Source organism: Paenibacillus sp. (assembly GCF_035645195.1).
Lineage (GTDB): Bacteria > Bacillota > Bacilli > Paenibacillales > YIM-B00363 > Paenibacillus_AE.
Map to the genome: position 1 here is coordinate 288,147 of NZ_DASQNA010000041.1, position 25,844 is coordinate 313,990.

At 53.4% G+C, this 25,844-nt stretch carries 22 protein-coding genes; 12 read left to right on the forward strand and 10 right to left on the reverse strand.

Going from position 1 to position 25,844, the window contains the following annotated elements; all coding sequences use genetic code 11:
- Positions 1–22 precede the first annotated feature (22 nt).
- From VE009_RS23530 to VE009_RS23580, 11 genes are all read left to right on the forward strand, one after another.
- Positions 23–967 carry an ABC transporter permease gene (locus VE009_RS23530; protein ID WP_325011932.1) on the forward strand — a complete coding sequence of 315 codons (945 nt, stop codon included), beginning with the start codon at positions 23–25 and terminating at the stop codon, positions 965–967.
- A 49-nt stretch (positions 968–1,016) separates the two neighbouring features.
- A complete protein-coding gene (locus VE009_RS23535) occupies positions 1,017–1,895 on the forward strand; it encodes a carbohydrate ABC transporter permease (protein ID WP_325011934.1) in 879 nt (292 codons plus the stop codon).
- Positions 1,896–1,938: 43 nt separating this feature from the next.
- On the forward strand, positions 1,939–3,591 hold the full coding sequence (locus tag VE009_RS23540) for an extracellular solute-binding protein (protein ID WP_325011936.1): 1,653 nt from the start codon (positions 1,939–1,941) through the stop codon (positions 3,589–3,591).
- Positions 3,592–3,656: 65 nt separating this feature from the next.
- Entirely contained in the window at positions 3,657–4,511 is an 855-nt protein-coding gene (locus VE009_RS23545) for a sugar phosphate isomerase/epimerase family protein (RefSeq protein WP_325011938.1), read from the forward strand.
- A 38-nt stretch (positions 4,512–4,549) separates the two neighbouring features.
- On the forward strand, positions 4,550–5,518 hold the full coding sequence (locus tag VE009_RS23550) for a D-2-hydroxyacid dehydrogenase (protein ID WP_325011939.1): 969 nt from the start codon (positions 4,550–4,552) through the stop codon (positions 5,516–5,518).
- Between the two features lie 21 nt (positions 5,519–5,539).
- On the forward strand, positions 5,540–5,902 hold the full coding sequence (locus VE009_RS23555) for a cupin domain-containing protein (protein WP_325011941.1): 363 nt from the start codon (positions 5,540–5,542) through the stop codon (positions 5,900–5,902).
- Positions 5,903–6,025: 123 nt separating this feature from the next.
- The gene (locus VE009_RS23560; protein WP_325011943.1) at positions 6,026–7,039 is read left to right on the forward strand and encodes a LacI family DNA-binding transcriptional regulator; all 1,014 of its coding nucleotides are present in this window, start codon (positions 6,026–6,028) and stop codon (positions 7,037–7,039) included.
- 76 nt (positions 7,040–7,115) lie between these two features.
- The gene (locus tag VE009_RS23565) at positions 7,116–8,504 is read left to right on the forward strand and encodes an FAD-dependent oxidoreductase (RefSeq protein WP_325011945.1); all 1,389 of its coding nucleotides are present in this window, start codon (positions 7,116–7,118) and stop codon (positions 8,502–8,504) included.
- 69 nt (positions 8,505–8,573) lie between these two features.
- A complete protein-coding gene (locus VE009_RS23570; protein ID WP_325011947.1) occupies positions 8,574–9,467 on the forward strand; it encodes a Gfo/Idh/MocA family protein in 894 nt (297 codons plus the stop codon).
- 112 nt (positions 9,468–9,579) lie between these two features.
- Positions 9,580–9,759, forward strand: a complete 180-nt coding sequence (locus VE009_RS23575) for a small acid-soluble spore protein H (protein WP_325011949.1) — start codon at positions 9,580–9,582, stop codon at positions 9,757–9,759.
- Between the two features lie 3 nt (positions 9,760–9,762).
- Positions 9,763–10,074 (forward strand): DUF3846 domain-containing protein, encoded by a 312-nt coding sequence (locus VE009_RS23580; protein WP_325011950.1) that lies wholly within the window; start codon positions 9,763–9,765, stop codon positions 10,072–10,074.
- 200 nt (positions 10,075–10,274) lie between these two features.
- Here the strand turns inward: VE009_RS23580 and xerS are convergent, their stop codons facing one another.
- The 6 genes from xerS to VE009_RS23610 all read right to left on the reverse strand — a co-directional run bounded on the left by xerS (position 10,275) and on the right by VE009_RS23610 (position 14,849).
- Positions 10,275–11,345 carry a tyrosine recombinase XerS gene (xerS, locus tag VE009_RS23585; protein WP_325011952.1) on the reverse strand — a complete coding sequence of 357 codons (1,071 nt, stop codon included), beginning with the start codon at positions 11,343–11,345 and terminating at the stop codon, positions 10,275–10,277.
- A gap of 697 nt (positions 11,346–12,042) precedes the next feature.
- On the reverse strand, positions 12,043–12,249 hold the full coding sequence (locus VE009_RS23590) for a phosphoglycerate mutase family protein (RefSeq protein WP_325011954.1): 207 nt from the start codon (positions 12,247–12,249) through the stop codon (positions 12,043–12,045).
- A gap of 231 nt (positions 12,250–12,480) precedes the next feature.
- The gene (locus VE009_RS23595; protein ID WP_325011956.1) at positions 12,481–12,705 is read right to left on the reverse strand and encodes a hypothetical protein; all 225 of its coding nucleotides are present in this window, start codon (positions 12,703–12,705) and stop codon (positions 12,481–12,483) included.
- Positions 12,706–12,755: 50 nt separating this feature from the next.
- Positions 12,756–13,115, reverse strand: a complete 360-nt coding sequence (locus VE009_RS23600) for a hypothetical protein (protein WP_325011958.1) — start codon at positions 13,113–13,115, stop codon at positions 12,756–12,758.
- Between the two features lie 496 nt (positions 13,116–13,611).
- A complete protein-coding gene (locus tag VE009_RS23605) occupies positions 13,612–13,920 on the reverse strand; it encodes a hypothetical protein (RefSeq protein ID WP_325011960.1) in 309 nt (102 codons plus the stop codon).
- Between the two features lie 383 nt (positions 13,921–14,303).
- Positions 14,304–14,849, reverse strand: coding sequence for a dihydrofolate reductase family protein (locus VE009_RS23610; protein WP_325011962.1), 546 nt, complete (start codon positions 14,847–14,849; stop codon positions 14,304–14,306).
- A gap of 319 nt (positions 14,850–15,168) precedes the next feature.
- Between VE009_RS23610 and VE009_RS23615 the strand changes: the two genes are divergently transcribed.
- Positions 15,169–15,858: a copper amine oxidase N-terminal domain-containing protein gene (locus tag VE009_RS23615; RefSeq protein ID WP_325011964.1), complete on the forward strand. Its 690-nt coding sequence runs from the start codon at positions 15,169–15,171 to the stop codon at positions 15,856–15,858.
- A gap of 210 nt (positions 15,859–16,068) precedes the next feature.
- On the opposite strand, the gene VE009_RS23620 is transcribed toward VE009_RS23615, so the two are convergent.
- The 4 genes from VE009_RS23620 to VE009_RS23635 all read right to left on the reverse strand — a co-directional run bounded on the left by VE009_RS23620 (position 16,069) and on the right by VE009_RS23635 (position 25,753).
- Positions 16,069–16,593 carry a PstS family phosphate ABC transporter substrate-binding protein gene (locus VE009_RS23620; RefSeq protein WP_325012161.1) on the reverse strand — a complete coding sequence of 175 codons (525 nt, stop codon included), beginning with the start codon at positions 16,591–16,593 and terminating at the stop codon, positions 16,069–16,071.
- Positions 16,594–16,617: 24 nt separating this feature from the next.
- Positions 16,618–17,031, reverse strand: a complete 414-nt coding sequence (locus VE009_RS23625; protein WP_325011966.1) for an MFS transporter — start codon at positions 17,029–17,031, stop codon at positions 16,618–16,620.
- Between the two features lie 749 nt (positions 17,032–17,780).
- The gene (pulA, locus tag VE009_RS23630) at positions 17,781–25,184 is read right to left on the reverse strand and encodes a type I pullulanase (RefSeq protein ID WP_325011968.1); all 7,404 of its coding nucleotides are present in this window, start codon (positions 25,182–25,184) and stop codon (positions 17,781–17,783) included.
- Between the two features lie 218 nt (positions 25,185–25,402).
- Entirely contained in the window at positions 25,403–25,753 is a 351-nt protein-coding gene (locus tag VE009_RS23635; protein ID WP_325011970.1) for a hypothetical protein, read from the reverse strand.
- Positions 25,754–25,844: the final 91 nt, after the last annotated feature.

Sequence of the window (25,844 nt, forward strand, 5' to 3'; positions counted from 1 at the left end):
CAACTCAGAAGGTGGTGACTACGTGAAGCCGACGCCGACCCTATTCAAAAAAGGAACGCTCCTCGGCACCGGATGGGCCAAAGAGCTCTTCAAGCACCGATACATATACCTCATGCTGCTTCCGGTCGTTTTGTACTACTTCATTTTTCACTACTTGCCGCTGTACGGCATCATCATCGCGTTCAAAGATTTCGCGCCGCTGCGAGGAATTTGGGGAAGCCCTTGGGTCGGGTTCGAGCATTTTGAACAGTTCTTTCAGAGCCATTACTTTTGGCGGCTGCTTCAGAACACCGTCCTGATCAGCTTTTACGATCTGCTCTTCGGGTTTCCGGCGCCGATCATTTTGGCACTTATACTCAACGAAGTTCGCAAGGAAAAATTCAAAAGGTTCGTGCAAACGGTTTCATATTTGCCGCACTTCATCTCGCTGATCGTTATCGTAGGCATGGTCGTCGATTTCCTAGCGCGCGATGGCCTTGTGAATCAGCTGCTTTCCTTCATCGGCGTGGAGCCGATCGCCTTCATGCAGTCGCCGGAATGGTTCCGCACGATTTACGTCTCTTCGAACATCTGGCAGACGATCGGGTGGGGGTCGATCATTTACCTTGCGGCGCTGACAGCCATATCGCCCGAGCTGTATGAGGCTTCTCGCGTCGACGGGGCGAATCGGTGGAAGCAGCTGCTGCACATTACGCTGCCCGGCATCATGCCGACGATCGTCATCATGCTCATTTTGCGAGTCGGCGACATGATGTCCGTCGGGCACGAGAAAATCATTCTCATGTATAATCCCCTGACGTACGAAACGGCGGACGTCATCGCGAGCTTCATTTACAGGAAAGGTCTTCTCGAAATGAGTTACAGCTACAGCACGGCGATCGGGTTGTTCAACGCGGCGATCAACTTGTTTCTGCTGCTTTGGGTCAACCGAATGGCCCGCCGGCTGAGCGGTACGTCGTTATGGTAGACAGCGACGAAAGCCGCCCGGCACGAACAACGAACGAAGGAGGTGGGTTATGCTCGCAAAAAGCGTTACTTCCAAACTGTCGGACGGCGTAATTTATTCCCTCTTGTCGCTCTTGGTCGTCCTTACGCTGTATCCGTTTTTGTACGTGCTCATGGCATCCATCAGCGACCCGAAACTGTTTTCGCAGCATCAGGGGATCCTGCTATGGCCGAAAGGCTTCTCTCTGGAAACGTACAAATACGTGCTCGAGAATCCGAACATCATGACAGGATACCGCAACACCCTGTTTTACGTGATGGCCGGAACTACGATCAATATGTTCATGTCCTCGCTCGGCGCTTACGCGCTGTCTCGGAAGTACGTACGCGGCGCGACGGCGATCATGATCCTGATCGTATTCACGATGTTTTTTAGCGGCGGCATGATCCCCAACTACCTGAACGTTAGAAGCCTGGGGCTGCTCAATACTCCGTGGGCCATCCTACTGCCGACCGCCATCAACACGTTCAATCTCATCGTGCTGCGGACGGCGTTCGCCGCCGTGCCGGACAGCATGGAGGAGTCTGCGAAAATCGACGGAGCTCACGATTTTACGATCCTCTTCCGCATCTTCATTCCGCTGTCGCTGCCGATCATGGCCGTCATGACGCTCTTCTACTTGGTTCAACATTGGAACTCCTGGTTTCCCGCCTTGATTTATCTTCAAGACCGAAACATGTTCCCTGTCCAGCTGTTCCTGCGAGAAATCCTCATCGCGAGCAGCACCGACAACATGACCGGGTCGGTCGGTCAACTGGATCAATACCAGATCGGCCAGACGATCAAATACGCGACCATCATCATCGTGGCGCTGCCGATCGCTTGCGTCTATCCGTTCCTCCAGAAATATTTCACCAAAGGCATCATGGTCGGCGCCGTGAAAGGGTAACGGCACGGCTTCCTACTATTCCAAAAGGGAGTTGTTCGTAAACATGAAAAAGAGTGACATCCGCTATGCAAGTCTCCCGCTGGCTTTGACGATGGTGCTGTCCGCTTGTTCGTCCGGCGCCGGCAGCAATTCCGGCACGACGGATGCCCCTTCCGCGCCGGCCAAAACGTCGGAGACGACGGCCCCGGCCGCTGCCGAGTCCGAAGGGTCGGAATTCCTCGTATCCGAAAAGCCGGTCGAGCTGTCCTGGTTCGTGCAGAACGATTCCAAGGTGACCGCCACGATGAAAGATTTTTCGGAAATGAAAATCATGCCGATTCTAAAAGAAGCTACGAACGTTACAATCAACTTTAAACAACCGCCGGTCGGCATGGAATCGGAACAGTTCAATTTAATGATCTCCTCGGGAGATCTGACCGACATGATTTATTGGAACTGGAGCGCCTACCCGGGTGGACCGGAAAAAGCGCTGCGCGACGGCGTCATCATCCCGCTGAACGACCTCGTCGACAAGCACGCGCCTAATTTTAAGCGCTTTCTCGAAGAAAACCCGCATATTCAGAGAGACATTATGACCGACGACGGCACGCTGTACACGTTCCCGATCACCCGGGATGGCGATTGGCCGAAATTCGTCTTCGGTTTCCAGCTCCGCCAAGATTGGTTGGACCGCTTGAATTTGGAAGTGCCGAAGACGATGGACGATTGGTATAACGTCTTGACCGCGTTCAAGAACAGCGACCCGAACGTCATTCCGTTCGGCAACCAAACGCCGTCGAAAATCGGCGACATGCCGCTTCTGCACTTTATGAGCGCGTGGGGGATGGCGTACGGCTTCTACCAAGTAGACGGCTCGGTCAAGTTCGGGGCGGCGCAGCCGGAATACAAGGAATTTCTCGCGACGATGAAGAAATGGTATGACGAAGGGCTGATCGACCCGGACTTCTCCGCTACGGACGGCAAGCAATTCGACGCGAAGGTGACGGGACATCGCCTTGGATCGTTCGGCGCGATGTTGAACGGCGGCATGGGGCGTCTCTCCGACTTGATGAAGGACGATCCGAACTTCAAGCTCGTAGGTGCGCCGTTCCCGACGGCGAAGGACGGGAAGTCTTACAACTTCCATTACGATGCGCGCTCCCCGTTCCCAGGCTTCGGTAACGCCGTCAGCAGCAAGAGCAAAAAAGCGGTCGAAGCCGTGAAATGGATGGATGTCGCTTACTCCGAATGGGGCCATAACCTGATGAACTTCGGCATCGAGGGCGAAACCTACAATTGGGTCGACGGCTATCCGAAATATACGGATCTCGTGCTGAAAAATGACAGCATGCCGGCGGTCAACGTGCTTGCGCAGTATACGATGGCGTCGGTCAACGGCCGCTTCTTCCAGCAAGACAGCCGTTATTTCGAGCAAATTTTAACGTACCCGCAGCAGAAGGAAGCGTCCATGACGTGGTCGCAAGCGTCGATCGAACGGCAAATGCCGATCATTACGCCGACGTCCGACGAAAGCTCCCGCTTGGCTTCGACGATGTCGGAAATCAACACGTACGCGGACGAAATGCTCTTAAAGTTCATCACGGGCAGAGAGTCGCTGGACAACTTCGATGCGTACGTAGAGCGTTTGTACCAGATGAACCTCGAAGAAGCGATCAGCATTCAGCAAGCGGCTCTGGAGAGATATAAGCAGCGCTAACATGCGGGCATCGAACGGGGTTGGACGTCGTCCGGCCCCGATTGATCCAGGGAGGATGTTTTGCCATGCTGGCGACCATGCTGAATTCGATGGCTTCGGAGCATTTCGAACGATCACTGGAGCTTCAAGCTTCTTGGGGCATCCGCTGGCTCGATCTGAAAGACCGGATTTACGGCGCGGACGTCATGAATCTTACCGACGAACAAGCGCGCGACGCCGCCGAGCGGATCGAACGCAGCGGCATGAACGTGTATTGTCTAACGACTGGCATATTCAAAGACGGTTTGGAGGCGGGCGAGCGGAGCTATCGGGAGAGGCATCTCGCTTCGTTCGACCGGCTGGTAGAGCTGTCGCGCCTGCTGCGTCCGCAAGTCGTCCGGGTGCTCGGCCCTCGGCTGAACGAGCGGGAGAGAATCGTTAACGCGGCTGACTATTTACAGTCGATGACGCCTTGGGTGTTTCCGTTGTATCGGGAATGCATCGATCGGCTCGGCGAGATGGGCATTCGGACGGCTTTCGAGAACGAGCCGGAACACACCGTCTTCGGCGAACCGGGGGAAACCGTCGATTTTTTCGCCGCGCTCGACCGCCCGGCGCAAGCGTTCTTTACTTACGACGTGCAAAACATGTGGCAAATGGGTGTGTTCCCTTCGTTAGAAGCGTACAGCCGTCTGCAGCCGGTGATCGGTTATTTGCATGTTAAAGGCGGCATGCGCGAACCAGGCAGCGACGACCTGCGCTGGATGTCCGCCTTGGAGGACGCCTCTTGGCCGGTACGGGAGCTGGTGGAACGGGCTGAGGCCGACGGCGTCGCCGCCGTATGCTTGAACCCGTCCCACGGGGAAAGGAAGCCCGGTTATGACGACTCGGCTATTGTCGAGCGCGATTTGCGGTTTATCCAAAACATTTTAGGTCATTAAATATGTAGTGCGATTACGAGATAGGGGATGGCTTTGGCATGAGGATTGTCGTCTTGGACGGATATACGCTAAATCCAGGCGATTTGGACTGGAGCGGTTTGGAAGCCTTAGGCGAGGTCACGGTGTACGATCGTACTCCGGCGCATCTCATTATCGAACGCTCCCTTGGCGCTGACGTGCTGCTCACGAACAAGACGCCGCTTCGCGAGGAAACGTTGACGAAATTGCCGGGACTCCGTTACATCGGCGTGCTGGCGACCGGCTATGACGTCGTCGACGTGAAAGCGGCGGACGCGTTGGGCGTGACCGTGACCAACGTGCCGAATTACGGGACCGCGTCCGTTGCGCAATTCGTCTTCGCCCTCGTGCTCGAGCTCGCCAACCGAGTCGGGCTGCACAACGATTCCGTGCACCGGGGAGAATGGAGCGCAAGCCCGGACTGGTGCTACTGGCGGTCGCCTCTGACGGAGTTGGCCGGCAAGACGCTTGGCATCGTCGGATTCGGGCGGATCGGCATGAGAACCGCCGAAATCGGCGCCGCCTTCGGTATGAAGGTGAAAGCCTATACGCCTAGAGTGCCTAAAGATGCGATCGGCGTACCCGTGCAATTCAGCAGCTTGGAGGACGTGCTGCGATCGTCCGACGTGGTCAGCTTGCATTGCCCTTTGACCGAGGAGACTCGGGAGATGATCAACAAGGAAACGCTCGGGATCATGAAACGGACGGCGTTCCTCGTCAACACTTCGAGGGGGGCGCTCATTCGGGAAGCGGATTTGGCCGACGCGCTGCGGGAGGGTACGTTAGCCGGCGCCGCCTTAGACGTGCTCTCGAAGGAGCCGCCGGATTCGTCTCCGCTGCTGGGACTGCCGAATTGCATTATTACGCCACATATCGCTTGGGCGAGCCAGGAAGCGAGACGACGGCTGCTCGATCAAGCCGTCGACAATGTAAAGCGGTACTTGGACGGGCAGCCGGTCAACGTCGTGCGGCCCCGTCCGTCGAACTGATGCGGAGAGGAGCGTGTGAAGATGGCGACGGTAACCGATTTAAAAGAACCGAATTCCGGCCGCGTGCTCGACATGGATTGGGGGAAAATCCAATGGCTGTGCGGGCAAGAAATCGATCCGGAATGCGAAATGACGTTCGGCATGGTGTACATTAACGCCGGTACGGAAAATCCGCGGCACATTCATCCGAACTGCGAAGAAGTCATTTTCGTCCTGTCCGGGGAATGCGACCATACGCTCGGGGACGAGACGATTCACCTTGAGCCCGGCATGATGCTGCGCATTCCGCGCGGCGTCGCTCATAACGCTAAGGTAACAAGCTGGGAGCCGTGCAGGATGATCATCGCTTACTCGGCGCCGGATCGGAAGACGATCGGGGAATAGTCGCGCGGAGGGAGAGGAGCCCATGGGGCTCCTTTCGTCGTTTGGAAAGAACCGCTTGACAGCGCGCCTAGGCAGGGATAAGATGGAAACCAATTCGGGAGCGCTCCCAAGAGGTGAAATCGAATGTCCGGACATACGTTGGAAAGCATCGCCAAATTGGCCGGAGTGTCCCGCGGGACGGTATCCCGCATCGTGAACGATCAGCCCGGCGTCAAACCGGAAGTTCGGCGGCGGGTGCTCGATATTATCCACGAGACCGGTTACGTGCCGAACGCGCAAGCGAGAAGCCTCGCGGGCGGGAAGACGAATAACGTCGGCGTCGTCGTTTTCGGCGAAGATCCTTTGTTTTTGCATCACCACATTTTCTATGAAGTGCTGCAAGGCGTGCAAAAGCGGGCCACGGCGCATGGGTACGATTTGCTGCTGTTCGCGAACCGAGCGGACGCCGACAAGGAGTACTGGAAGCGGATCGCGGATCGGCGCAAAGTCGACGGGCTCGTCATTATGGGCGAACGCATCGAAGAATCATACCTCGCTTACTACGCCGAGTACGGCATGCCGTTCGCGTTGGTCGGGAAACGGAACTTTCCCCGAGTCGCATACCGCTGCGTCACCTCCGATTATCGCCAAGGCGCATACGATGCGGTTCGCCATCTGCTGGAATGCGGGCGCAGCCGAATCGTACTGATCCAAGGTCGGCCGGACACATATCATGAGGCGGAGAAACGGGCCGGATACGAGCGAGCGCTTATGGAGCGCGGCATTCCGGTCGACGAGACGCTCGTGCTGCGCGGAGATGCCGACGCGGAATCGGCGAAGCGGGAAATTCGCCGGCTGCTCGAGAGCGGGGCCGCTTTCGACGCCGTCTTCGCCGGCAACGATTGGATGGCGATCGGGGCGGTGCAGGCGCTTCGGCAAGACGGGCGGACGGTGCCCGGGGACGTCGCCGTCGTCGGATACGACGATATGCCGGGAGCCGCCTATTTCGACCCGCCGCTGACGACGGTCAGCCAAAACAAACTCGCGCTGGGCGAAGAGGCGGTCGAATTGCTGTTGCGCGTCATGAACGGCGAATCGCCGGAGCCGGAGGAAGACGTCATCGTCGGCAACGCTTTGATCGTCCGGGACAGCACGTAAACCGCTGCCGGGCGAATCTTTTTTCGCAAAAATGGGAGCGCTCCAAAATGTGTACGTAAAGGAGAGGCGGATCCGCATGAAAACAACGTACGATGTGGCGGTGCTGGGCGGCGGGCCGGCGGGCATCGCAGCGGCGATCGCAGCGGCGCGCACCGGTGCCGAGACGCTGCTCGTCGAGCGCTATGGCTTCCTTGGAGGTATGTCCACGGCGGCGCTCGTCTACCCATGGATGACGTTCCACACGTCCACGGGCAAGCAGGTGATCCGGGGCATCGCGCAGGAGATCGTGGACCGGTTGGCGGCGGAAAACGCCTCTCCCGGTCATCTCAGGGACACGATCGGGTTCGTGCGCACGGTGACCCCGTATCGTCCGGAGCCGTTCAAACGGCTCGCCTTCGACATGCTGGAAGAAGCCGGGGTTACCCTGCTGCTGCATACCCTGCTCGTCGGCTGCGACGCGGCGGACGGGCGCATACGTTCGGTCGATCTCCGGCATAAATCGGGCGCGGCGCGGGTGGAAGCGAAAGCGTTCGTCGACGCCACCGGGGACGGCGATCTCGCTTTCCTGGCCGGCGCTTCTTGGGAGAAGGGCAACGCCGCCGGGAAGGTGCAGCCGATGACGATGAAATTTCGGATGAAAGGCGTCGACTTCGCCGCCGTGAAGGCGTACATGCTGGACAATCCGCACGACTTCTACGAGAAGACGCCGTTCGCCGAGCTGCGCGACCTGCCGCTTACCGGCGTCAGCGGGTTTTACTCGTTATGGGACGCGGCGAACGTTCCGCTCCCCCGAGAGGGTGTCCTGTTTTTCACCGGCCCCGACGAGGACGAAGCGCTAATCAACGTCTCTCGCGTCAGCGGGCTCGATCCGTTGGACCCGGAGCATTTGTCGAAGGCGGAGATCGAGGGGCGGAAGCAAGTGTTCTTGCTGGAATCGTTTTTCCGTAAGTGGATTCCGGGCTTCCAGCGCGCGTACGTTTCCCAGGTCGGCACGCAAATCGGCGTGCGGGAGACGCGCCGCATCGTCGGAGAGTACGTATTGAACGGGGAAGACGTGTTGAGCGGGAGGCGCTTCGCCGACGTCGTCGCGCGGAGCGGCTACCCGATCGACATCCATAACCCGGAAGGCAAAGGAATCACGGCCGACTTCATCCGGGAAGGCGGCGCGTACGATATTCCGTACCGGTCGATCGTCGCGAAGGGGATCGACAACTGCCTGCTGGCCGGCCGGTGCATCTCCACGACGCACGAGGCGCAGGCGACGACGCGGCTGACGCCGAGCTGCATGGCGATCGGGCAGGCGGCCGGCACGGCGGCGGCGCTGGCGGCGCGGAACGGCGTCCCCGCGCGGGAGGTCGAGATTCGCAGGCTGCAGGCTGCGCTTCTGCAGGCGGGGGCCGAGCTCGGTCTGGCGCAGGAACAGGGGGGACGCGATCCTTCGGCGGAGGAAGAGCGGGGCCAGTGAATGAGAAGATGAACATTTTCGTCGACTATGAAGAACGGAACTCATGGCAAGAATAGGGGGACTTATGCTGTGAATTTGAAACTTGGCATGATCGGGCTGGACACGTCGCATTCCGTCGCCTTCGCCGAATTGCTCCAAGACGAAGCGCATCCGAACCACGTACCGGGAGGCCGCGTCACCGTCGCTTACCCGGGCGGCTCGCCCGATATCGAACTCAGCCGCTCACGCGTCGCCGGCTTCGCGGAGCAGCTCCGCGACCGATTCGGGGCCGACCTCGTCGATTCGCCTGCGCAGGTTGCGGAGGAAGCCGACGCCATTATGATCGTGGCGCTCGACGGCCGCTCGCATCTAGAGCTATTCCGCGAGGTCGCCCCGTTCGGCAAGCCCGTCTTCATCGACAAGCCGCTCGCCGTCTCGCACCGCGAAGCGCTGGCCATCCGAGACCTCTCGGAGCGGTACGGAACGCCCGTCATGAGCAGCTCTTCGCTGCGGTTTTCCGGCGCGATCGCCGAAGCGCTCAAGGAATCCGGCGGTGCGCTCGGCGCCGATTGCTTCGGCCCAATGCCGCTCGAGCCGTCGCAGCCGGGCTTATTTTGGTACGGGATCCATACGGTCGAGATGCTGTATGCGATTTTAGGCCCTGGCTGCGCGAAAGTGACCGCCTCGACGAACGACGATCACGAACTCGTCGTAGGCGAGTGGGCGGACGGACGGATCGGCACCGTCCGCGGCACGCGCGCCGGCCATTCCCGTTTCGGCGCCATTATTCACGGCAAGGACCATTCCATCCTCGCCGACGCAAGCGGGTACACGAAGCCGTTTTATGCCGAGCTCGTTGAACGACTTGTCCGGTTTTTCCAAACCGGGATCCCTGCCGTTCCGCTCTCGGAGACGCTGGAACTGATCCGCTTCATCGAAGCCGCCAACGAAAGCCGGGGAACCGGGCGCTCCGTCCGATTATAAAAATTGTGGGCCGCAGCGGTCTTTCGGATTTTGCGATTTCACGCCGCCAACGGATATTTCCATGAAAAACGTGGAAAATAAAGCGGTGTATACCAACGAAGGAGGGGTAGTCGTGAATCGGCAGCGCGCGCAAGAAATCGCGGATTCTCCCGTCATGGCGAATGTAACGTATGAAGGGGTTCCGATTTATATCCAGCACGTAGATCATGCGAACGAAACGGCGAGAGTGTTCCCACTGGACGACCGCCAGAACGAATACGAAGTGCCGGTTAGCATGCTTCAGGAGCATTAATGCATGCCGAAGGTGCTGGTAGCCGTTCCCGGGGAGCCTGTCGCGTTCGCGAACGTCAAGGAGAGCAAGGAATCGATCGCCGGGTTGCTCGGCGGTCCTCTTGAATGCGTTCGGCTGGAGCGCGGATTAACCTTGTACTGCAACGGACAAGGAAATGCGGACGATTTGCCGATCAATCCGCATTTCAGTCAAGGGCTGGTTCGGGGACCGATCGTCATCGCCCGAGAGGAAGCGGCAGGGACGGTCGGCGGAATCGAGGACAGCGAAATTCCATGGATTATGGATGCCTATATCCGAACCGATGATTTTGTATGACCGAAACCGTCCCTTACCGCTCGCGCGCGTAGGGGGCGGTTTCCTTTTTGTGTAAGCCTCTCATCTCTGACATGTTAAACTTTCCGGATCATAGTAAGCCACGGACGACGGGAGGGATGACCCGCACCCGCATGTCGAAGGCGCAGGAGCTGCTCATCCTCCCGAAATTAAGAAACGGTTTGGGAAGTCTTTCCGACTGATTACAGCCGATTAATAGCCGTTTCCATGGTCTTGTCCGTTAACTGCGCATAGATTTGTGTCGTATCCGTACTTGCGTGGCCTAATTGTCGCTGCGTTTTGTAAATATCGTTTTTGAGGTAATAACTAGTTGCGAACGAGTGACGCAGCTTATGAACGGTCATCTGCGGCTTTCCAAACGCGGCCGCATATTTGCTCACCATTTGTTGGATGGCCCGCTTCGACATGCGCTTTCCGTTCGCTTTTCCCCTGGAAATCGCAAGGAACAAGCCTTTCTCCGAACGCTTAGGAGTATACACCGAATCCCTGACTTGCAAATAAGCGAGTACGGCTTCTTTACCCGACTCCGCAAAATATACGCCTTGTTTCGCACCCGGGTCTTCGCTGCCTTTTCTGTAGATGTAAGCAATTCTCTTAGACATATCGATATCATCAACATCTAGATTCACGATCTCGGAGACGCGCATTCCAGACGAGAGGATCAACCTAACGATCGCCGTGTCGCGTATACGATTCATTTCATAATAATGAAGCGCTTGGGGGTTGTCCGCGGCATACCTCAAATAACCGGACTCGACGAACGCAACGAAATCGGAAATCTCTTGATCGTCCTCGAGAATTTTACCCTTCAGTCTAGAAGCCGCCTGTTTGGAATTGGTTAGACGATGCGCCCTTAATTTTGCCATCACATTTCGTTTTAATAATGGGTAGTGCTGTTCGTCTTCGGCGATTTGGCTCAGATAATGGAAGAGCGATCGCAGGGAGGCAAGCTTACGCTCCCGCGTCGTAAGCGAATTCGCAATACGAAGTTGAAGATATAGCTTGAAGGCGTCGATGTTTTCCATGGTTAAAGTCTCTAAATCGCTTAATGGAATGTGGGGGAGAGCCGAAGCGGACGTAAGCCCTTCCTGAATCAACCATCGAAAAAACACTTCGAAGTCCCGGGTGTATTCTAAGAGGGTAGAGGGGGATAAGTCCGGCAGCTTGTGTTCGACGAATCGCTCCACATACCAGGGGAGCGAAGGGAGGCGGCTTTCAAGAAGTCGCAAGTCGCGTTCTTTAATGACATTCATTTTTCATCACCTCATTCTTTTTGTTAATGTAATTAATTATTATTATATGGGGGAACGTATGTTCTTGTAAATACCATTTTCGTAGCAGTAGAGTAACGTTCCGGGAACTAACGCATCTCGGGTTGCAATCAGCTCTTCACAAAAAGCGTATTTTGTGCGTAAGAAGCCGCGGTTAATGAAAATGAGAGCGTGCGTAGGGTTGTCTCAAATGTACATTGTACTGACTGAGTTAATTGTATTGTAGTGCAGCTTGTCGAATTTATGAAAACAGATGCGTCCACAAGCCGGATCTCAATGAACCGATGAATGAATTTAGGATCGGTCGGGCCGCGACGAGTTCATCCGGTTTTAGGCAAACACTAGCATACAATTATAAATCGACAACCATTCGAACAAATTGCATTTCCGATGTACGACGCTACAGCTGCAGCGAGTAGTCCTTAACGATTGAAACGGGATCCGGAGCCAACCACACAACTCGAGATCGATTCAATCATGCATCAAATATTTCAAACGTAGAAAAAGACGAACCCAGTGTTCGCGCAGAAATCCCATTATATATTCGAGATACCATTAATAATGAAATTTAACATGAAAGGGGGATCTTACCATGGAATTTTTTTTATGGTACTTACTAGTTATTCTTTTAAGTTTACATAATATATATTATCGGACTATATAATTTTGGACAGAAAAATCAGACATCTTCATTGTACCTACGTTCCATTGCTCGTTGCAAGTCACTGCTAACAATACGATGTATTTGAAAAGTGCTTTTATTATCCTTAAGGTAACGACCCAGCTTTTCTGATTGCCTATATCCTTCAGCATTAAGTCCTCTTTGGCTCCAGCCCCCACGATATCCTTCATCGTCCACACCATGTCTCACAAAATATATAGCCATTCATCTTCCCCCTCATTTTCATCGATACCTACTTAACAATCAGATACCGAACCATACGCTTCCAATACCCGGATAGTCTAGCGCTCTTTGCCCAGTTAACCCAACGAAGCCGCTAATCATTCCGCAGCGGCTTCATGGTGTTGTATTTTGAACTCTTGTACCCGTTACTTCAGTAAAACTACAGATATTCAAACGTCTCATTTGGGTTAGAGGGGAAGTATTTAAATGAGCTCACATTAAATTTCCGGTGATGCACTTATTAAATTCAACTAAATTCTCACCGAGGGCGGTAAAAGGATTTGAAAGATAGATGATGTCATCTTCATCAAAATATTTCTTTAGTGATACAACCTCATTTTTCTCTTCGTCGAAAACATTAATAATGATGTAATCGTTTCTCCAAACCCATTTTTCATGTTCGAACGGGCTGTTATATATAAGCTTTGGCAAAGCCATAGACACATCACTCCCTAGGCCCAAAAAGCATATCCTTATACCCGATTGCCTTAAAGCGGTTCCACCGCCGTACTCTCGTCGCCGTTGTGTAAATCAATCAACCCAAATACATCAAACAATTTCCCGTATAACTTATCGAATTCCTTCAATAACTCATCAGAGTTTTTAGAGTATTTACTCTGATGGTAAAACCTACTACATGTATAGATTAAGATAGCAACGATTTCTTTGGACACCATCTTGTCGTCGCAAACTGTCACTTCATATATATTTAGACACTCATGTAAGGCTTCAATTAAATCTCTGTCAACCAACGCATTTCCATCGCCTCCGTTGTTGCCCCGAAGCTGAAGAACAAGTTCTTTGCATACTGTTTTAATTTTCAACTCTATGTCATAAGGCTGTTCCATATAAACCCTCCCCTATTATGGTTTATGAAGGTCTTGTTTCCATTAGCTTAATCGTTTCTTAAAAATGGAGTCACAAATTCACTACATCCCAGGCTCCGCCAGAACCATGATAGGTCTCAACACTTAACTCAAACTTTCTGTCACATGAAGTACATTCAAACACGTGATATAAAACATCATCTGGCCAAAGCTGACCTTTTTGAAGAGTATAAAAGTCGCAATTACCTTGGATAATCTTCAGTGTTCCCTCACTAAGGATTACCTTCAATTGTTCAACAATATTTAAGTATTCGTATGGATGGACGATTCGAATTTTCTCTGAAAAACCGTCGCACCTACTGCACATTCCATTCCCCCCCTTACTTTTGCCTTTACTGAAGTATTCTTAGGAACGACTGAACTATCCTGCCCGTTACTTCAATGACCTGCGTTAAACGCAACAATGGCGATGGATCGGTCCCATCGCCGCACTTTCGTCATCCGCAAGCGGTACTCTCTATATGCCAGCAGGTAATTTCTTAATTTCAAAATATAACAAAAGAACCCCTAGTATTATCATTACAAAACCAGCAACTATAAAAAAATAATTCTCATACCGACGGTCTTTTGACATGTAGATTGCCTCTATGAATCTCATTCCAACAGCGTTTCCCCAAACGCCTACAATAATGCTCCAAATACCAAGGCTTATTAATTGAGATGAAGTTATGTCAATTATCTTTGGACCAATGTAACGATAGTGAATGTATGAGTATAGAATTACTAAAATAAAATTTATTACTCCTCTTACAGTACCTCTATTCATACGCTCACTCTCCAATGACAAACGGAATAATTGGGCACCAAAATACGTATACGTCACCTAATTGCTTATGGTTACGTTATCCTTTCCGTTAGCTACGCCGGCCAGAAAGTTTTTTAGTCCATCTCCTCTTATTTATCGGGTTAAGTTGTTGTCGCTCGACAACCAGGCAAAGAAGTCGTCGAGCCTGCGCAAGGTAAAGACAGCCGCAGTCACAAGTGGCTGATCCCCGCTTACCCCCCGTAATTTCAAAATAAAGGACATTAGCGCGGTAACATACCGAGCTAATGCCCCTTTTTCTAACGGCACAAATGTGCAGACATATTCGTTCCATTTCCAGTTAACAAGACAGACGATCGTCTAACCAACTGCCTTATTAATCCGGTTTATCTTTCTGGATGATAAGTCAGAACAACGACGCCTGAACCGAATGTCATTGTTTCCGTCAGTTTCAGCACTTTCTTATCGATCCCTTCTCCAAAGAGACGTTTTCCGTTTCCAATCAGAACTGGGAAAACCATAAGCCGATATTCGTCGATGAGGTCAAGCCGGCTCAGCGCTTGAACGAGCTTGCAGCTGCCAAATACCAAGATATCCTTACCAGGCTGCTGCTTCAGCTTGGATATTTCCTCCGTGATATTGCCCTTGATCAGCGATGAATTGTTCCATTCCATTTTTTCCAGGGTTGATGAAATCACGTGCTTGGGGTAATCGTTCATCATTCGGCCATATTCCCCTTCTTGCTCGATCAAATTAGGCCAAGCCGCTGCAAAATGAACATACGTTTCGCGCCCAAGCAGAAGAGCGTCGCTAGCTTTCAGTTCATTGAACTTGAATTTCTTAGTTTCCTCACTACGGAATTGGACCGTCCACTGTGGATTCTCCATGACGCCATCCAGCGATACAAACTCTGATACAACTACTTTTCTCATTTTCATGCTCCTTAATAGTTTCCACTGGAATGACCTTACTCCATTACTGATTTTATTCTCATTTATTTAGACGAAATTCTATTGGAAAATTCATCGGTCTAATTGTTCAGGAAGCTCAAATCTGAAAAACAATTTTACGTTAATAAAATTTTGGATGATCTTTTTGTCGCATTTTCGCAACAATGTCCCCGCTTTCGTGTTCAGTTTATGTCCCTTCATTGTGCGTCACACAGTAAACTTACAGTTATAGAGTCAGGAATAGACGCAACTTTTTCGGAAGCTATGAGGTCTAATAATCGTGGATTTTTTTGGAGGGATCATGATGAAGTTAAAGCCAAGGTTGTTGAAAAAGGCCGGAACTATTGCAATTAGCGCTGTCTTGGTTGGGAGTCTATTGGGGTCCACAGTTTTTGCAGCACAAACGGCTAAAATCTTGGTAAACGGTGTTGAAGTAGTCACGAACGTAAGCCCACAAATCATCAATGGCCGAGTTATGGTGCCCATCAGCTTTGTTGCACGCGCACTCGGAGCAGATGTAGATTGGAACGGCAAAACGAAAACCGTAAACATTAAGACGCAAAACAGTTCATCCGGTGATGATATAATGGTTCAACAAATCCCCCTGCAATCGATCCAGAGCTACATCAATGCCAGAAATACAATCATTTCCTTCCTCAATAAATATGACATGCGGGACCAAACAGGTCGTGAATTGGTCTCAGAAGATTTCGACAGCGACATTTTCCTTCTGGCAGAAGGTGTCGTTATACCCATAGGCGGGATATTCCCGCAGTTTCTTGACTACAAAATAATTGATGCTAAGCAAGATTCTAATAAGTGGATAATTCGTTTAGAGATCTACGAGTATGACCCCCACTCACTTCAGGTCAATTTGAAGCTAGTTGACTTCCATGTTACAGATAATAAAATTTCCGAAGCATGGCTTGCTGGTGATATCAGACAACTTGATGATTACACCGTCTTTCCTGGATTGACGGTTAATAAGTAGAAAAAGGCCGAGTGCGCGTTAATGTCGCACACTCGGCTTTTATTATGTCAACGAACAAAACAAAGAAAGCGGCAGTGACGATCCGCCAGCATGGACAAACTCAAGCTTCACTGGTTCGAGGCAGTCGTTTTTCCGCAATCATCGATTGCTATCAGAAGAAAAAGTGATGGGCCGGCTCTTGCCCCGGCGCTCTCTTTAGCCGATAGTCGGCTATAAAGGCGTATACCCTGTCTTCTCTACGAGTGACTGTCCTTGCGGGGACAAGATCCATTCAATGAAACGTTCCACGTTAGGATTATCGGAATTCGTTGTGACCGCATAGAACACAGCCGTAAGCGGGTACGTTCCATTAGCTATGTTTTCTCTCGTTGGGGCCATGCCATCAATAGACAAGAGGCGGATATTGCCGTTGCACACCATCCCGGTGACGAAGAAAAGGAATGAAAAACCTAGTGCGTTCTTGTGATTTCGGTATTGGGCGGTTTCTGCAATAATGCCGCCCATTCCGTTCACAACGTCTTCTTGGTGAGGCGTTATTAGCGGTTCCCCTGCCATTAATTTTCGCAGCGCAGTTCGGCTTCCGCTCCCCTCCGGGCGTTGAAACGCCCGGATACCGTCATTGCTCCCGCCAACGTCCCGCCAATTCGTGATTTCCCCGCTATTAGCGACCCCGCATTCATGGCGCCCAGCAGCCAGGACATCGACCGGTCGCTGCCCGTTCGGGCAAGCAAATATGGTATCGCCAGTTCCAGCGGACCATTAAGCAGCAAATTCCACCGCCATGAAAATGACAAGCGCGAATAGCCCTTTTCGGCGGGAGATATACGCAAAGCCTTGGAGCGTCTGCTTCCATAGCCGGTTCTCGTCCGAAGCCGCCCCATCCACCTCATGCCTGCCGGCAACTACCGAAATCGGCGACAAAACCGTCCCTGCAACAGCGATCGCGAACGTAACGAGGTCAACCAAAATGATGCCGGGAAGCCCAATCGGTGCATAAAGCAAGCCCGCCAAAACTGGGGCAAGGACGCTGGCCAGCGGGAACATGAGCTCCTTCAGCCCATTGGCCTTATTAAGCTCGCTCTTGGCTACCTGCTCATACGTAACGGCGGCGATCGCCGGTCCTTGTGCGGCCGCAACCCCCCTTGAAGCGTAACGATCGCGTACAATTGCCAAAGAGGATGCCCGTCCGCAATGGCGAACAGTAACACAAGCGTCCCGGCAGCCTGACTGGAATCCGCGAGTATAATAAGCTTTTTCCGGTTAAACCGATCGACCGCGAGACCCAGCCATACGCCGAAGGAAACACCCTGCAATATAAATAACGTGTATAGCGGCGACTTTCGCGCAAACATGATACATCTTCTCCTCTTTAACGCAAACGAAAAAAGCCTTCACCACGAACATGAAAGCTTCGGAAGGTAATCTTAAGGATGTCATTCCCGCTTACGTTGTTAGTTTCGTTATGACGGATGTCGAACGGACGCATAACCGAAACAAGCCTCTATTGACTTACGAATCGGACACGTCGGTTCGGTTCTTATATTCGGTTCATTAAAACACGTCATAACGAACAGCGAGGAGCATTTTGTGTCGATTCCCCTTTGCACTGCTGAACAGTTAATTATGGAGAAATGTACCATGCGTTTTTGTCGGACGACAAGAACTTGATCCTTTTATCTTCGTAAATTGCCCCGAACATGCAAGTGCCGGATGGTAACACGACAGCACGAAACCGTTACTCAGATGGATGTATAGACTAGGCTGCATATCCGGGCGGATATGAGATATCGTCGAAACCGCGCATGCACCGGAAAGGCGCGCCGCGCGTACTTGGCTCTCGCCAAGCAGCGCGGCGCGCTATCGAGCGTTGCGCAGGAGAATCGGCAAGCAACTCGATCGATTCATCAAGCGCAACCTCCAGTCTATTTCGCTCTATCTGTACCTGCCTTCGCCAATACGACCGTGCCGCCGCCGTCTCTCGGGGGGATCGTTATAGTGACGAATCCTTCCCCATCCACCTTAACCTGCTCCCCGGAATACTCGTTAACGAGCGTCGCCCCCGGGGCGAATCCGATCGCTTTAAACTTCACGTGCCTTGCCTCTGTCGTTACATTCAGTCCGACGAAGACGGTCCGGCCCTCGTAACTGCGAGCGAAGACAAGCGTCCCCTCTTCGTCGCTCCCAGCTAACGCGTCGCTATGGGTTCCTTTGGCGAAGACGTCCGAATGGTTCGCCCGGATGCGAAGCATTTTCGTATAATGTCCCAGCAAATCCGCTTCTTCGTCCAACCGATCCCACGGCATGTCGCCCCGGTTTTCGCTGTACTGTCCAGCGGCCATATCGCCCGCGTTTTTCCCTGATCGGCCCAACTCCTCGCCATAATAGATAACCGGTTGGCCTTTCACCGTCATTTGAAGGGCTGCCGCCACTTTGAGCTTCCCTCGGTCCCCTCCGATGCGCTCGGACAAAAATCCGTCTTCATCGTGCGAGCTTAAGAACGAACCGAGCATGGCGGTATTGTCGATCATGTCGTTGCGCGCCTGCAGCCGTTCATTGACATCGAGCAACCCGCTGTTGAGAAGATCTAAAGCAAGCCATTTGAAGTCAAAGTCCAGCAAACTGTCCATTTGCCCGCTGTTGAGGGTTCCCCCTTGATTCGTCGCGCTGCCATCGAAATATTCGCCGATCAGCTTCACCTTCGGGTCGATGGCGGCAAGGCGGTTTTTAAACGCGCGCCAAGTCGTTGCGTCAACGTGCTTCACTGTATCGACGCGGAAATAATCGATCGTGTCGCCTCGTGCGGTGCGAGTCCTCTCAAGCCAACCGGCCTGCCAGTCGATGATCCGCTCGCGAATGGCTGCCTCCTCGGTCTTCAAATCCGGAAGGCCCCAGACCTCGCATTGAATTTCAATTCCGTTCGCGCACGCGACGCCATCCGTGCGGAGCATGCCGTCGAAACGCGCTTTGTCCTCTTCGCTGATGCCGGGGCGATCGTCGTCCGGCTTCAGCCCGTACCCCGCGTGGTTCAGCACGACGTCGACCATCACCTTCATGCCTCGGTCATGCGCCTTTTCCAGCAATTCTTGGAACGTCTGCAAGTCGCCGAGATGCTCGTCGATTTTCGTGAAGTCTTTCGCCCAGTAGCCATGATACGCATATTGGGTGCCGTTAAAGTCAGCGCCTTTATTGAAATCAACGTTATCGACGATCGGCGTAATCCAAATCGTATTGATCCCAAGTCTCTCGAGGTAATCCAGCCTGTCGATGAGCCCCCGGAAGTCGCCTCCGTGGAACGCCTCGGGATGCCCGGGATCGGTCTCCGCCCCATTGTTCGACGGATCTCCGTCCATGAATCGATCCGTCAACAAGAAGTAAATGCGCGCTTCATCCCACGAGAAATCTTTTTTTCCGCTTTTCTTGCCAGGGACGACGACGATGTCGGTTTCGACTGACGATTCCATGCCGTTCTCATACGTAACGATGACGCGGATCGGTTTGCGGCCAGGGGACGTCCCGTCCTTGACGCCGAAGGCGGTTTGCATAAGCTCAAGATCGATTGGAATCGGTTGCTCGTAACCCAAAGCGCTCAAGTCGGCCCGTATCCGTTCGACCGGAACGGTCGCTCCCTGTACGGATACGGTAAGCAGCGCATTCGTGTCGTACGAAATTTGTTTGGCGTTCGTTTCCGCCTTGAGAATCGCCTTCGGGATTTCGTACGTGTAGACGGACTTGCCGTTCGCGACAACCGGGTTATTCGGATCCGTGACGTGCTCGCCTTCGACCAGGAAAGTGTACACATACGTGTGACCGTCCTGCGGCGCGTCGAGCGTATAGACCCAAGCTTCGTTCCATTCATCGTACACGGCATCGTGCTCGACGCCGTCGACGACGGCTTTCACGCCGGAGAGCTCGCCGAGCGTGCCTAAAGCGAATCGATCGCGGTCCCGGTATTGGAAGCGTAAATCGCCTTCCAACGGCTGCGGGCTGCGTATGGAAGGTACCGTAACATAGTCTACAACCCCTGAAGTGACAACTACCTTCTTCACCGCTTCGCTCGGCTGGACCGGGATAAACCGGTCTTGGTCCGTATCTTTGAACGACCAATCCTTCTTCCGTACGATAAAGCCGACGCTCGTCGCTGTCTCGCTGACCGGGATCAAGGCAATGGCCGTCGTTCCGTCGATCGCGGCGAAGTCGACGCTGTGACCGTCATTGTTGCGCAGCCCCGTATTCCACACCCATACGTCCATATCCGCAAAGTTTCCGTCCGGTCGTACATAATGCAGCGCAATCGTGTTCGGCCGCTTTACCTGAAGGGTAAATTCCGTTACGACTTGCCCTGCGGACGCCGTCACCGTCGCCGTTCCTTCGGCGAGCCCCGTAACGACGCCACCAGCGGCAACTTCGGCAACGGCGCTGTTCGAGGAGCTCCACGAAACCGAAATGCCGTTCATCGGTTGCCCGTATTGATCTCTAACGATCGCCGTTAAAGATACGGAATCGCCGGCGTACAAGGACGACGGGCCTTGGATCGCCAGTTGCGTCGGGATCAACTCGCCGACAACGACGTTCAACTCGGCGGTTAGCGTCCCGGCCGACACCGTAATCGTCGCCATGCCGTCCGCAACTCCCGTTACTTTGCCGAGTCCGTTGACTGCCGCGACTTGCTCGTCGCTCGTGACGTACTCGATCGGGACATTCATCGGCCGCCCCTTCTGGTCCAGTACGGCGGCTCGAATAAACTTCGACGTGCCCGGCTCGAGCGCGATCGAAGACGCATCGAGGTGCAGCGTCGTCGCTTCCGGCGTGTACGGCGGTTCCGCTTGATCGTACAGCACCATCATCGATAGCGCTTTTACTATTACGCTACCGCCGCTCACTGTGGCGAGCGTTTCCGTTCCCGCGGCGGATTCGTTCACAACGACGTTCCAGGTGCCGGATGCGCTGGCCGGCAGCGTCACCGTTTGGTCGGTTGTGTTCGCGTTATAAATGACAACGATATTGTTCCACGGATCCTTGTTGGCGTGGTTTTTCAATCGATAAGAGACAACGTTGCCGTTCATTCGGAGCAGTTCGAACCCTTGCTGCACCGCTTCCTTCGTCGACATGCGGAACGCCGGATGTTCTTTGCGAAGCTTCAGAAGACCCTCGTAATAATCGAAAACCGGCGCGAACTTCGTCTTGTATTCCCAACGAATCTCATTAATCGCATCCGGCGATGCGTAAGAGTTATGGTCGCCGAATTTCGTGCGCAGCAGCTCTTCGCCCGCGTGGATAAACGGAATCCCCTGCGCCGTGATCGCAATGCCGTTCGCGAGCAGCGAGCGCTTCACGGTCTCATTGCCCAGCACATGATTCGGATCAACCGCATGATGCGGCGTAGCAGCTGCGACCGCTTCCTCGACCGAGGCGAATTCATCGCCGATCAATTTTCCGTGTTCAATATGCACCCAACCTTCTTGTTCCTCTAGATGCTGCGTCTTGATCACTTTGTCCCAGAGGTTTAAGTTGTCGTGCGCCGTTACGTAATTGATCGTTTCCGTCGGCCCGTCGGTGAAGTCCTCCCAAGATCCCTTCACTCCGGTCACGATGCCCTGTTCGGCACCGGCGGCGCCCGTCGCAAACCCTTTCGAATCGTCGTCGCTTCCGCCTTTGATCGCGCCGCGAAGGTTGTCGTTGAACACCGCGAACGACTTGCCGCGCTGAGTCCCCTTCACCGTGCGCAGCGACGACGGCAGGGCGGACGCATCGCTAGCGACCCAAGGCTCCCCGTACACCAGCATCGTCGGGTGCACTTCCTGCTGCAGCATACGCGTTACTTCCGTCATTGTCGGCGTATCGATCAGCCCCATCAGGTCGAAGCGGAATCCGTCCACATTGTATTCTTCCGCCCAATATCGCGTTGAATCAAGGATATACTTTCGCACCATCGGCCGTTCGGACGCTACTTCGTTGCCGGTTCCGGATCCGTCCGTATATCGGCCCTTTTCGTCCGAACGGAAATAATAACCCGGTACGATCTTGTCGAACACGGATGCCGGATTCGTCTGCCCCGAAGCGAGCGTATGATTGTAGACGACGTCCAAAATGACGCGGATTCCCCGGTCGTGGAGCGCTTGCACCATCTCTTTAAACTCCGTAATACGTGCCTTCGGGTCGGTCAAGTCAGTTGCATACGACCCTTCCGGAACGTTGAAATGGATCGGATCATACCCCCAGTTGAATTTCCGGCCGGCGTACGCCGGATCGTCGACCTTCGTTTCATCGATCGAACCGAAATCGTACGTCGGGAGCAAGTGCAAATGCGTAACGCCCAACTCCGCGAGATGATCTACGCCGGTTTTCGCGCCGGACACCGGATCGGTCGTTCCTGTCTGCGTAAATGCCTTATATTTGCCCCGGTATTCCGACGCGATGCCCGAGCGTTCGTTCATGGAGAAATCTCTAACATGGAGTTCGTAAATGACGGCATCCGTCGGATTGACCATATAAGGCTTCGATTCCGGATTCCAATGTGCCGGATCCGTCGTCGACAAGTCGACGATCGCCGTTTTCAGCCCGTTCGCGGATGCGGCGCGCGCGTATGGATCGTTAGCGTACGTCGTTGTCCCGTCGGCGAACTCCACTTTATAAAGATAATACCGGCCTTCCCAATCTCCTTCGACGGTAGCCGACCATACGCCGGTTGCATTGTCCCTAGTCATCGGCACGAGGCGGTCCGGCGTTTGATCTTCGGCGGCTGCGTTCGCGTAGAGCGATACGGATACGTTAACGGCCGTAGGCGCCCACACCTTGAACGCGCTTGCCTCCGGGCCGTACGTCACGCCAAGATCCGCCCCTGAATAGACGAAGCTGTCCAAAATGCCGCGCATCATGACCCGTTTCTCTTTAAACACGCCTGACGCGTCTTTTACCGTATATACGTTCCTCACGTCGTCAATCGGTTCATCGAGCGTAATTACGACCGCTTTGTCATGCGCTCCCATGGCGGAAACGCCGGCGAGCTTCCGATTTCCGTCCCACGCCTCGAACGTATCGTAACTCAAAGGTTTGTTGGTCAACGTTACTTTTATTTTCCCTGCTTCATCAGCGATCGCACCACGTATTGCCGGATCGGTGAGAGACGGCAGGTACGCATTGTGCAACTCTTCATCGCCTTCCACGACCCATATTTCGCCGAGGCCGCCCGCAGCCGCCATGGAACGGTCGCTGAATTCCTTCTCCGCCCAATTTCCTTTCCTGACGATAAAGTTTAGCTTGCTAACGTCCCCGGCGATCTCGACCTTCATGCGCGCCCACGTTTTACCGTCGATCGTCTCCGTCACAGCCGGGTAACTTTGGCCTTCGTGACCGTCGAGCCATGCCCAAAGATTCCATTCCCCATAATTTTGGTCATAGCGGAAATAATGGACGACGAACGTCGTCGTTTCCGACGCGAGCATAACGGTCGCTTCCGCCGTATAAGTTTTGCCGTCGTTCTCGTAAGTCGCAACGGCTGTCACCGAATCGTTCTCCGCAGGTACGACCGACGGTTGTACCGTGAGCAATCCTGTCGCCGGGTCGATGGTTACGCCTTCCCTTGCCCCTGCGCCAAGACTCCACTCCGCAGGAACAGCCGTTTCGCTGCCGTCGGACGCCAGAAATTTCGCGTTGAATTGCACGGTCTGCCCGGGCGAAACCGTCTCGTCGGCGGGCGCTGCCGTAAGCCCCGGTACGAACAGCAGCGAGTTGCCGTTCGCCGTATTCGGATTCAGCGGGTCGGTAAACCCGTTGTCCCACGAGCCGGATACAGGGAAAAACTTGTATTCGTACCTTCCTGGAGCGAGCGGGATCGTAACGGAAAAAACGCCGCGCTCGTTCTTCGTCATCGCAATGCCTTGGTTGTTCCAACCGTTCATGCTTCCGACCAGATGAAGGGTTTCTCCTGAATGCGTATTGTTGTTGAACGTGACGGTCCCGTCATCGTGAACCACCGGGCTTCGCACGACTTCCGATGAAACTGTATAACTCTTGCTGACGCTTACGCCGTTTCGTTCGGCGGTAATTTCGAATGTTCGACCGGGGACGGCGTCCGAACTTACGAATACGACCCCTTGCGCGTCGACCGTAGCCCAGTCGGGCTGGCTCGACGTCCAAACTACGTTGCTGGTAATTCCTTCCCTCGTTCCGTCCGCCAAAAACCTGTACGCCTCTACTGCCGCCGACCCGCCGGGCTCAACCTGCAGCACATTCGGCTCAATGAAGAGGTAATGCACCGCCGAATTGCCGTCCACAAGCGGGGAACGATTGAAGAGGTCGATGTAGTCTCCGTTCCAAGCGTTCACAGGGCTGAACTTATACTGTATTACGCCGCCTGTCGCTTGTGCGTCCGCCGGGGTAAATGTGTATTGGAACAATTGAACGGTCTCCCCGTTCGCCATGAATGTCCCTAGGTTGGTCATCGGCTGGAACGCGGACCAACCGCCCGCTGCCGGGAAATTACCGTTAATCCAATGCTCATTCGATGAAGCCGTCGTAAAGACGGAAACCGTGCCGTCTTCGTGATACGTCGGGCTTGCGATCGGCGGCAATTCAGGGATTTCGCTCCCGGGAATGCTGATCGTAACTTGAGATCCATAAACGGACTGCCCGTTCGGGGCCCCGCTGACGTTCCAACTGTCGGCGATCGCGTTGCCTTCGGCACGCGGCGCAACGTCGAACGCTCCGTGTTCGGCGCTGTTGTTTCCGCTTAACACCGCAATCGCGCGAATCGTGTCCCCATGCTGCAGGTTGAGCAAAGAAAACGGAATTTTCCCTTCAAACCCTGTCGAACGATTCACCGCAAACTGGGCGCCCATGAGATTGTCGCTGGCGAGCAACGGCGTTCCAAGGTCGGCAGCGGCATACACCGCGGCCCAGTTCACTTCCGAATCGTTCTTTAAGCGCATAACGACATGGAATTGAGGTTTTTCTTCCGCGCCGCCGAAATGAAACTGCGACGCCCACGGGTTGCCGGCGATCCCGGAGTCGGCTCCGTTCACCTGCAACGCTAGATTCAAATACTGCCCATTTTCGCCCCAATTCGGAACGTTCACGGCATCCAGCCAAAAGTATAGGTACTCCTCGTCATTCGTTATGTATAAGTTGCCAATGTCGAACCCGGACCAGCCCGGTTCCGCCGAACTCGCAACGGGCTCCATCGCAGTCCATGCCTCGTCCTTCATCCCGTCTACCGAAAGCGAAGCCGCCTGGGCGACATGGATCGGCCCCAATCCGGAAAACAACCCTGCTAACAAACTGAAGATCAACATGATTGCAATCGCTTTCAATCCTTGTTGTCTCAACATTTTCTCTCCCTTCCTTCTTCACATTTTTGAAAGGCAGTGGAACAAAGTTCAGTTGTGCGCAACCGTTTGCACTAAAAGCCGAAAAATAGGATTGACCGCCAAATGTAATCGTTTCCATTAAGGGAAATTGTACCACTTCCATTAAAAATACGTCAACTGGATCTGGAATATGAAAAATCGTTTGCACAAAATATTCAAAAGGTTCTCTAATGAATGTTTCAACGAAACCAGTCAGGATGTTCTTCTTTGGTGATTACACCATCCAGAGGAAATACCATACGAATAAATTCCCCAGTATCTGCCTCAAGTAAGATAGCTACACCGTCGATGTGTATATACCAAGTTCTATTCCCAGTAGCTTTATTCAAAAAAGTATCTTTATTAAATACTCTCAACTCAACAAAATCAGTGTTATACGTTAGATCTAAATTTCTGTTGACTGTTTGAAGATACACTTTTGCTTTGGTGACCGCTTCTTGTTCATTAAGAATAGGTTTCTGAAATTGGTAAAATCCAAGAGTAAACAGCACTAGTACTAACGTAATGATTGTATAACCGACCTTTTTCATAACACCCCTCCCCTTGATCGGGAGATAAGCAGCCAGTCTTCGATTTTTGTTTGATAAAAGCCGACCTTAGCAGGTCGGCTTCACCGTTCAT

What these genes read in the sequence shown, in the direction of transcription:
- VE009_RS23580 (WP_325011950.1), top strand. Translation starts at nt 9,763, where the DNA reads ATGCCGAAGGTGCTGGTAGCCGTTCCCGGGGAGCCTGTCGCGTTCGCG.
- VE009_RS23610 (WP_325011962.1), bottom strand. Translation starts at nt 14,849, where the DNA reads ATGAGAAAAGTAGTTGTATCAGAGTTTGTATCGCTGGATGGCGTCATG.
- VE009_RS23535 (WP_325011934.1), top strand. Translation starts at nt 1,017, where the DNA reads ATGCTCGCAAAAAGCGTTACTTCCAAACTGTCGGACGGCGTAATTTAT.
- VE009_RS23560 (WP_325011943.1), top strand. Translation starts at nt 6,026, where the DNA reads ATGTCCGGACATACGTTGGAAAGCATCGCCAAATTGGCCGGAGTGTCC.
- xerS (WP_325011952.1), bottom strand. Translation starts at nt 11,345, where the DNA reads ATGAATGTCATTAAAGAACGCGACTTGCGACTTCTTGAAAGCCGCCTC.
- VE009_RS23540 (WP_325011936.1), top strand. Translation starts at nt 1,939, where the DNA reads ATGAAAAAGAGTGACATCCGCTATGCAAGTCTCCCGCTGGCTTTGACG.
- VE009_RS23590 (WP_325011954.1), bottom strand. Translation starts at nt 12,249, where the DNA reads ATGGCTATATATTTTGTGAGACATGGTGTGGACGATGAAGGATATCGT.
- VE009_RS23550 (WP_325011939.1), top strand. Translation starts at nt 4,550, where the DNA reads ATGAGGATTGTCGTCTTGGACGGATATACGCTAAATCCAGGCGATTTG.
- VE009_RS23555 (WP_325011941.1), top strand. Translation starts at nt 5,540, where the DNA reads ATGGCGACGGTAACCGATTTAAAAGAACCGAATTCCGGCCGCGTGCTC.
- VE009_RS23605 (WP_325011960.1), bottom strand. Translation starts at nt 13,920, where the DNA reads ATGAATAGAGGTACTGTAAGAGGAGTAATAAATTTTATTTTAGTAATT.
- VE009_RS23565 (WP_325011945.1), top strand. Translation starts at nt 7,116, where the DNA reads ATGAAAACAACGTACGATGTGGCGGTGCTGGGCGGCGGGCCGGCGGGC.
- pulA (WP_325011968.1), bottom strand. Translation starts at nt 25,184, where the DNA reads ATGTTGAGACAACAAGGATTGAAAGCGATTGCAATCATGTTGATCTTC.
- VE009_RS23545 (WP_325011938.1), top strand. Translation starts at nt 3,657, where the DNA reads ATGCTGGCGACCATGCTGAATTCGATGGCTTCGGAGCATTTCGAACGA.
- VE009_RS23635 (WP_325011970.1), bottom strand. Translation starts at nt 25,753, where the DNA reads ATGAAAAAGGTCGGTTATACAATCATTACGTTAGTACTAGTGCTGTTT.
- VE009_RS23615 (WP_325011964.1), top strand. Translation starts at nt 15,169, where the DNA reads ATGATGAAGTTAAAGCCAAGGTTGTTGAAAAAGGCCGGAACTATTGCA.
- VE009_RS23595 (WP_325011956.1), bottom strand. Translation starts at nt 12,705, where the DNA reads ATGGCTTTGCCAAAGCTTATATATAACAGCCCGTTCGAACATGAAAAA.
- VE009_RS23600 (WP_325011958.1), bottom strand. Translation starts at nt 13,115, where the DNA reads ATGGAACAGCCTTATGACATAGAGTTGAAAATTAAAACAGTATGCAAA.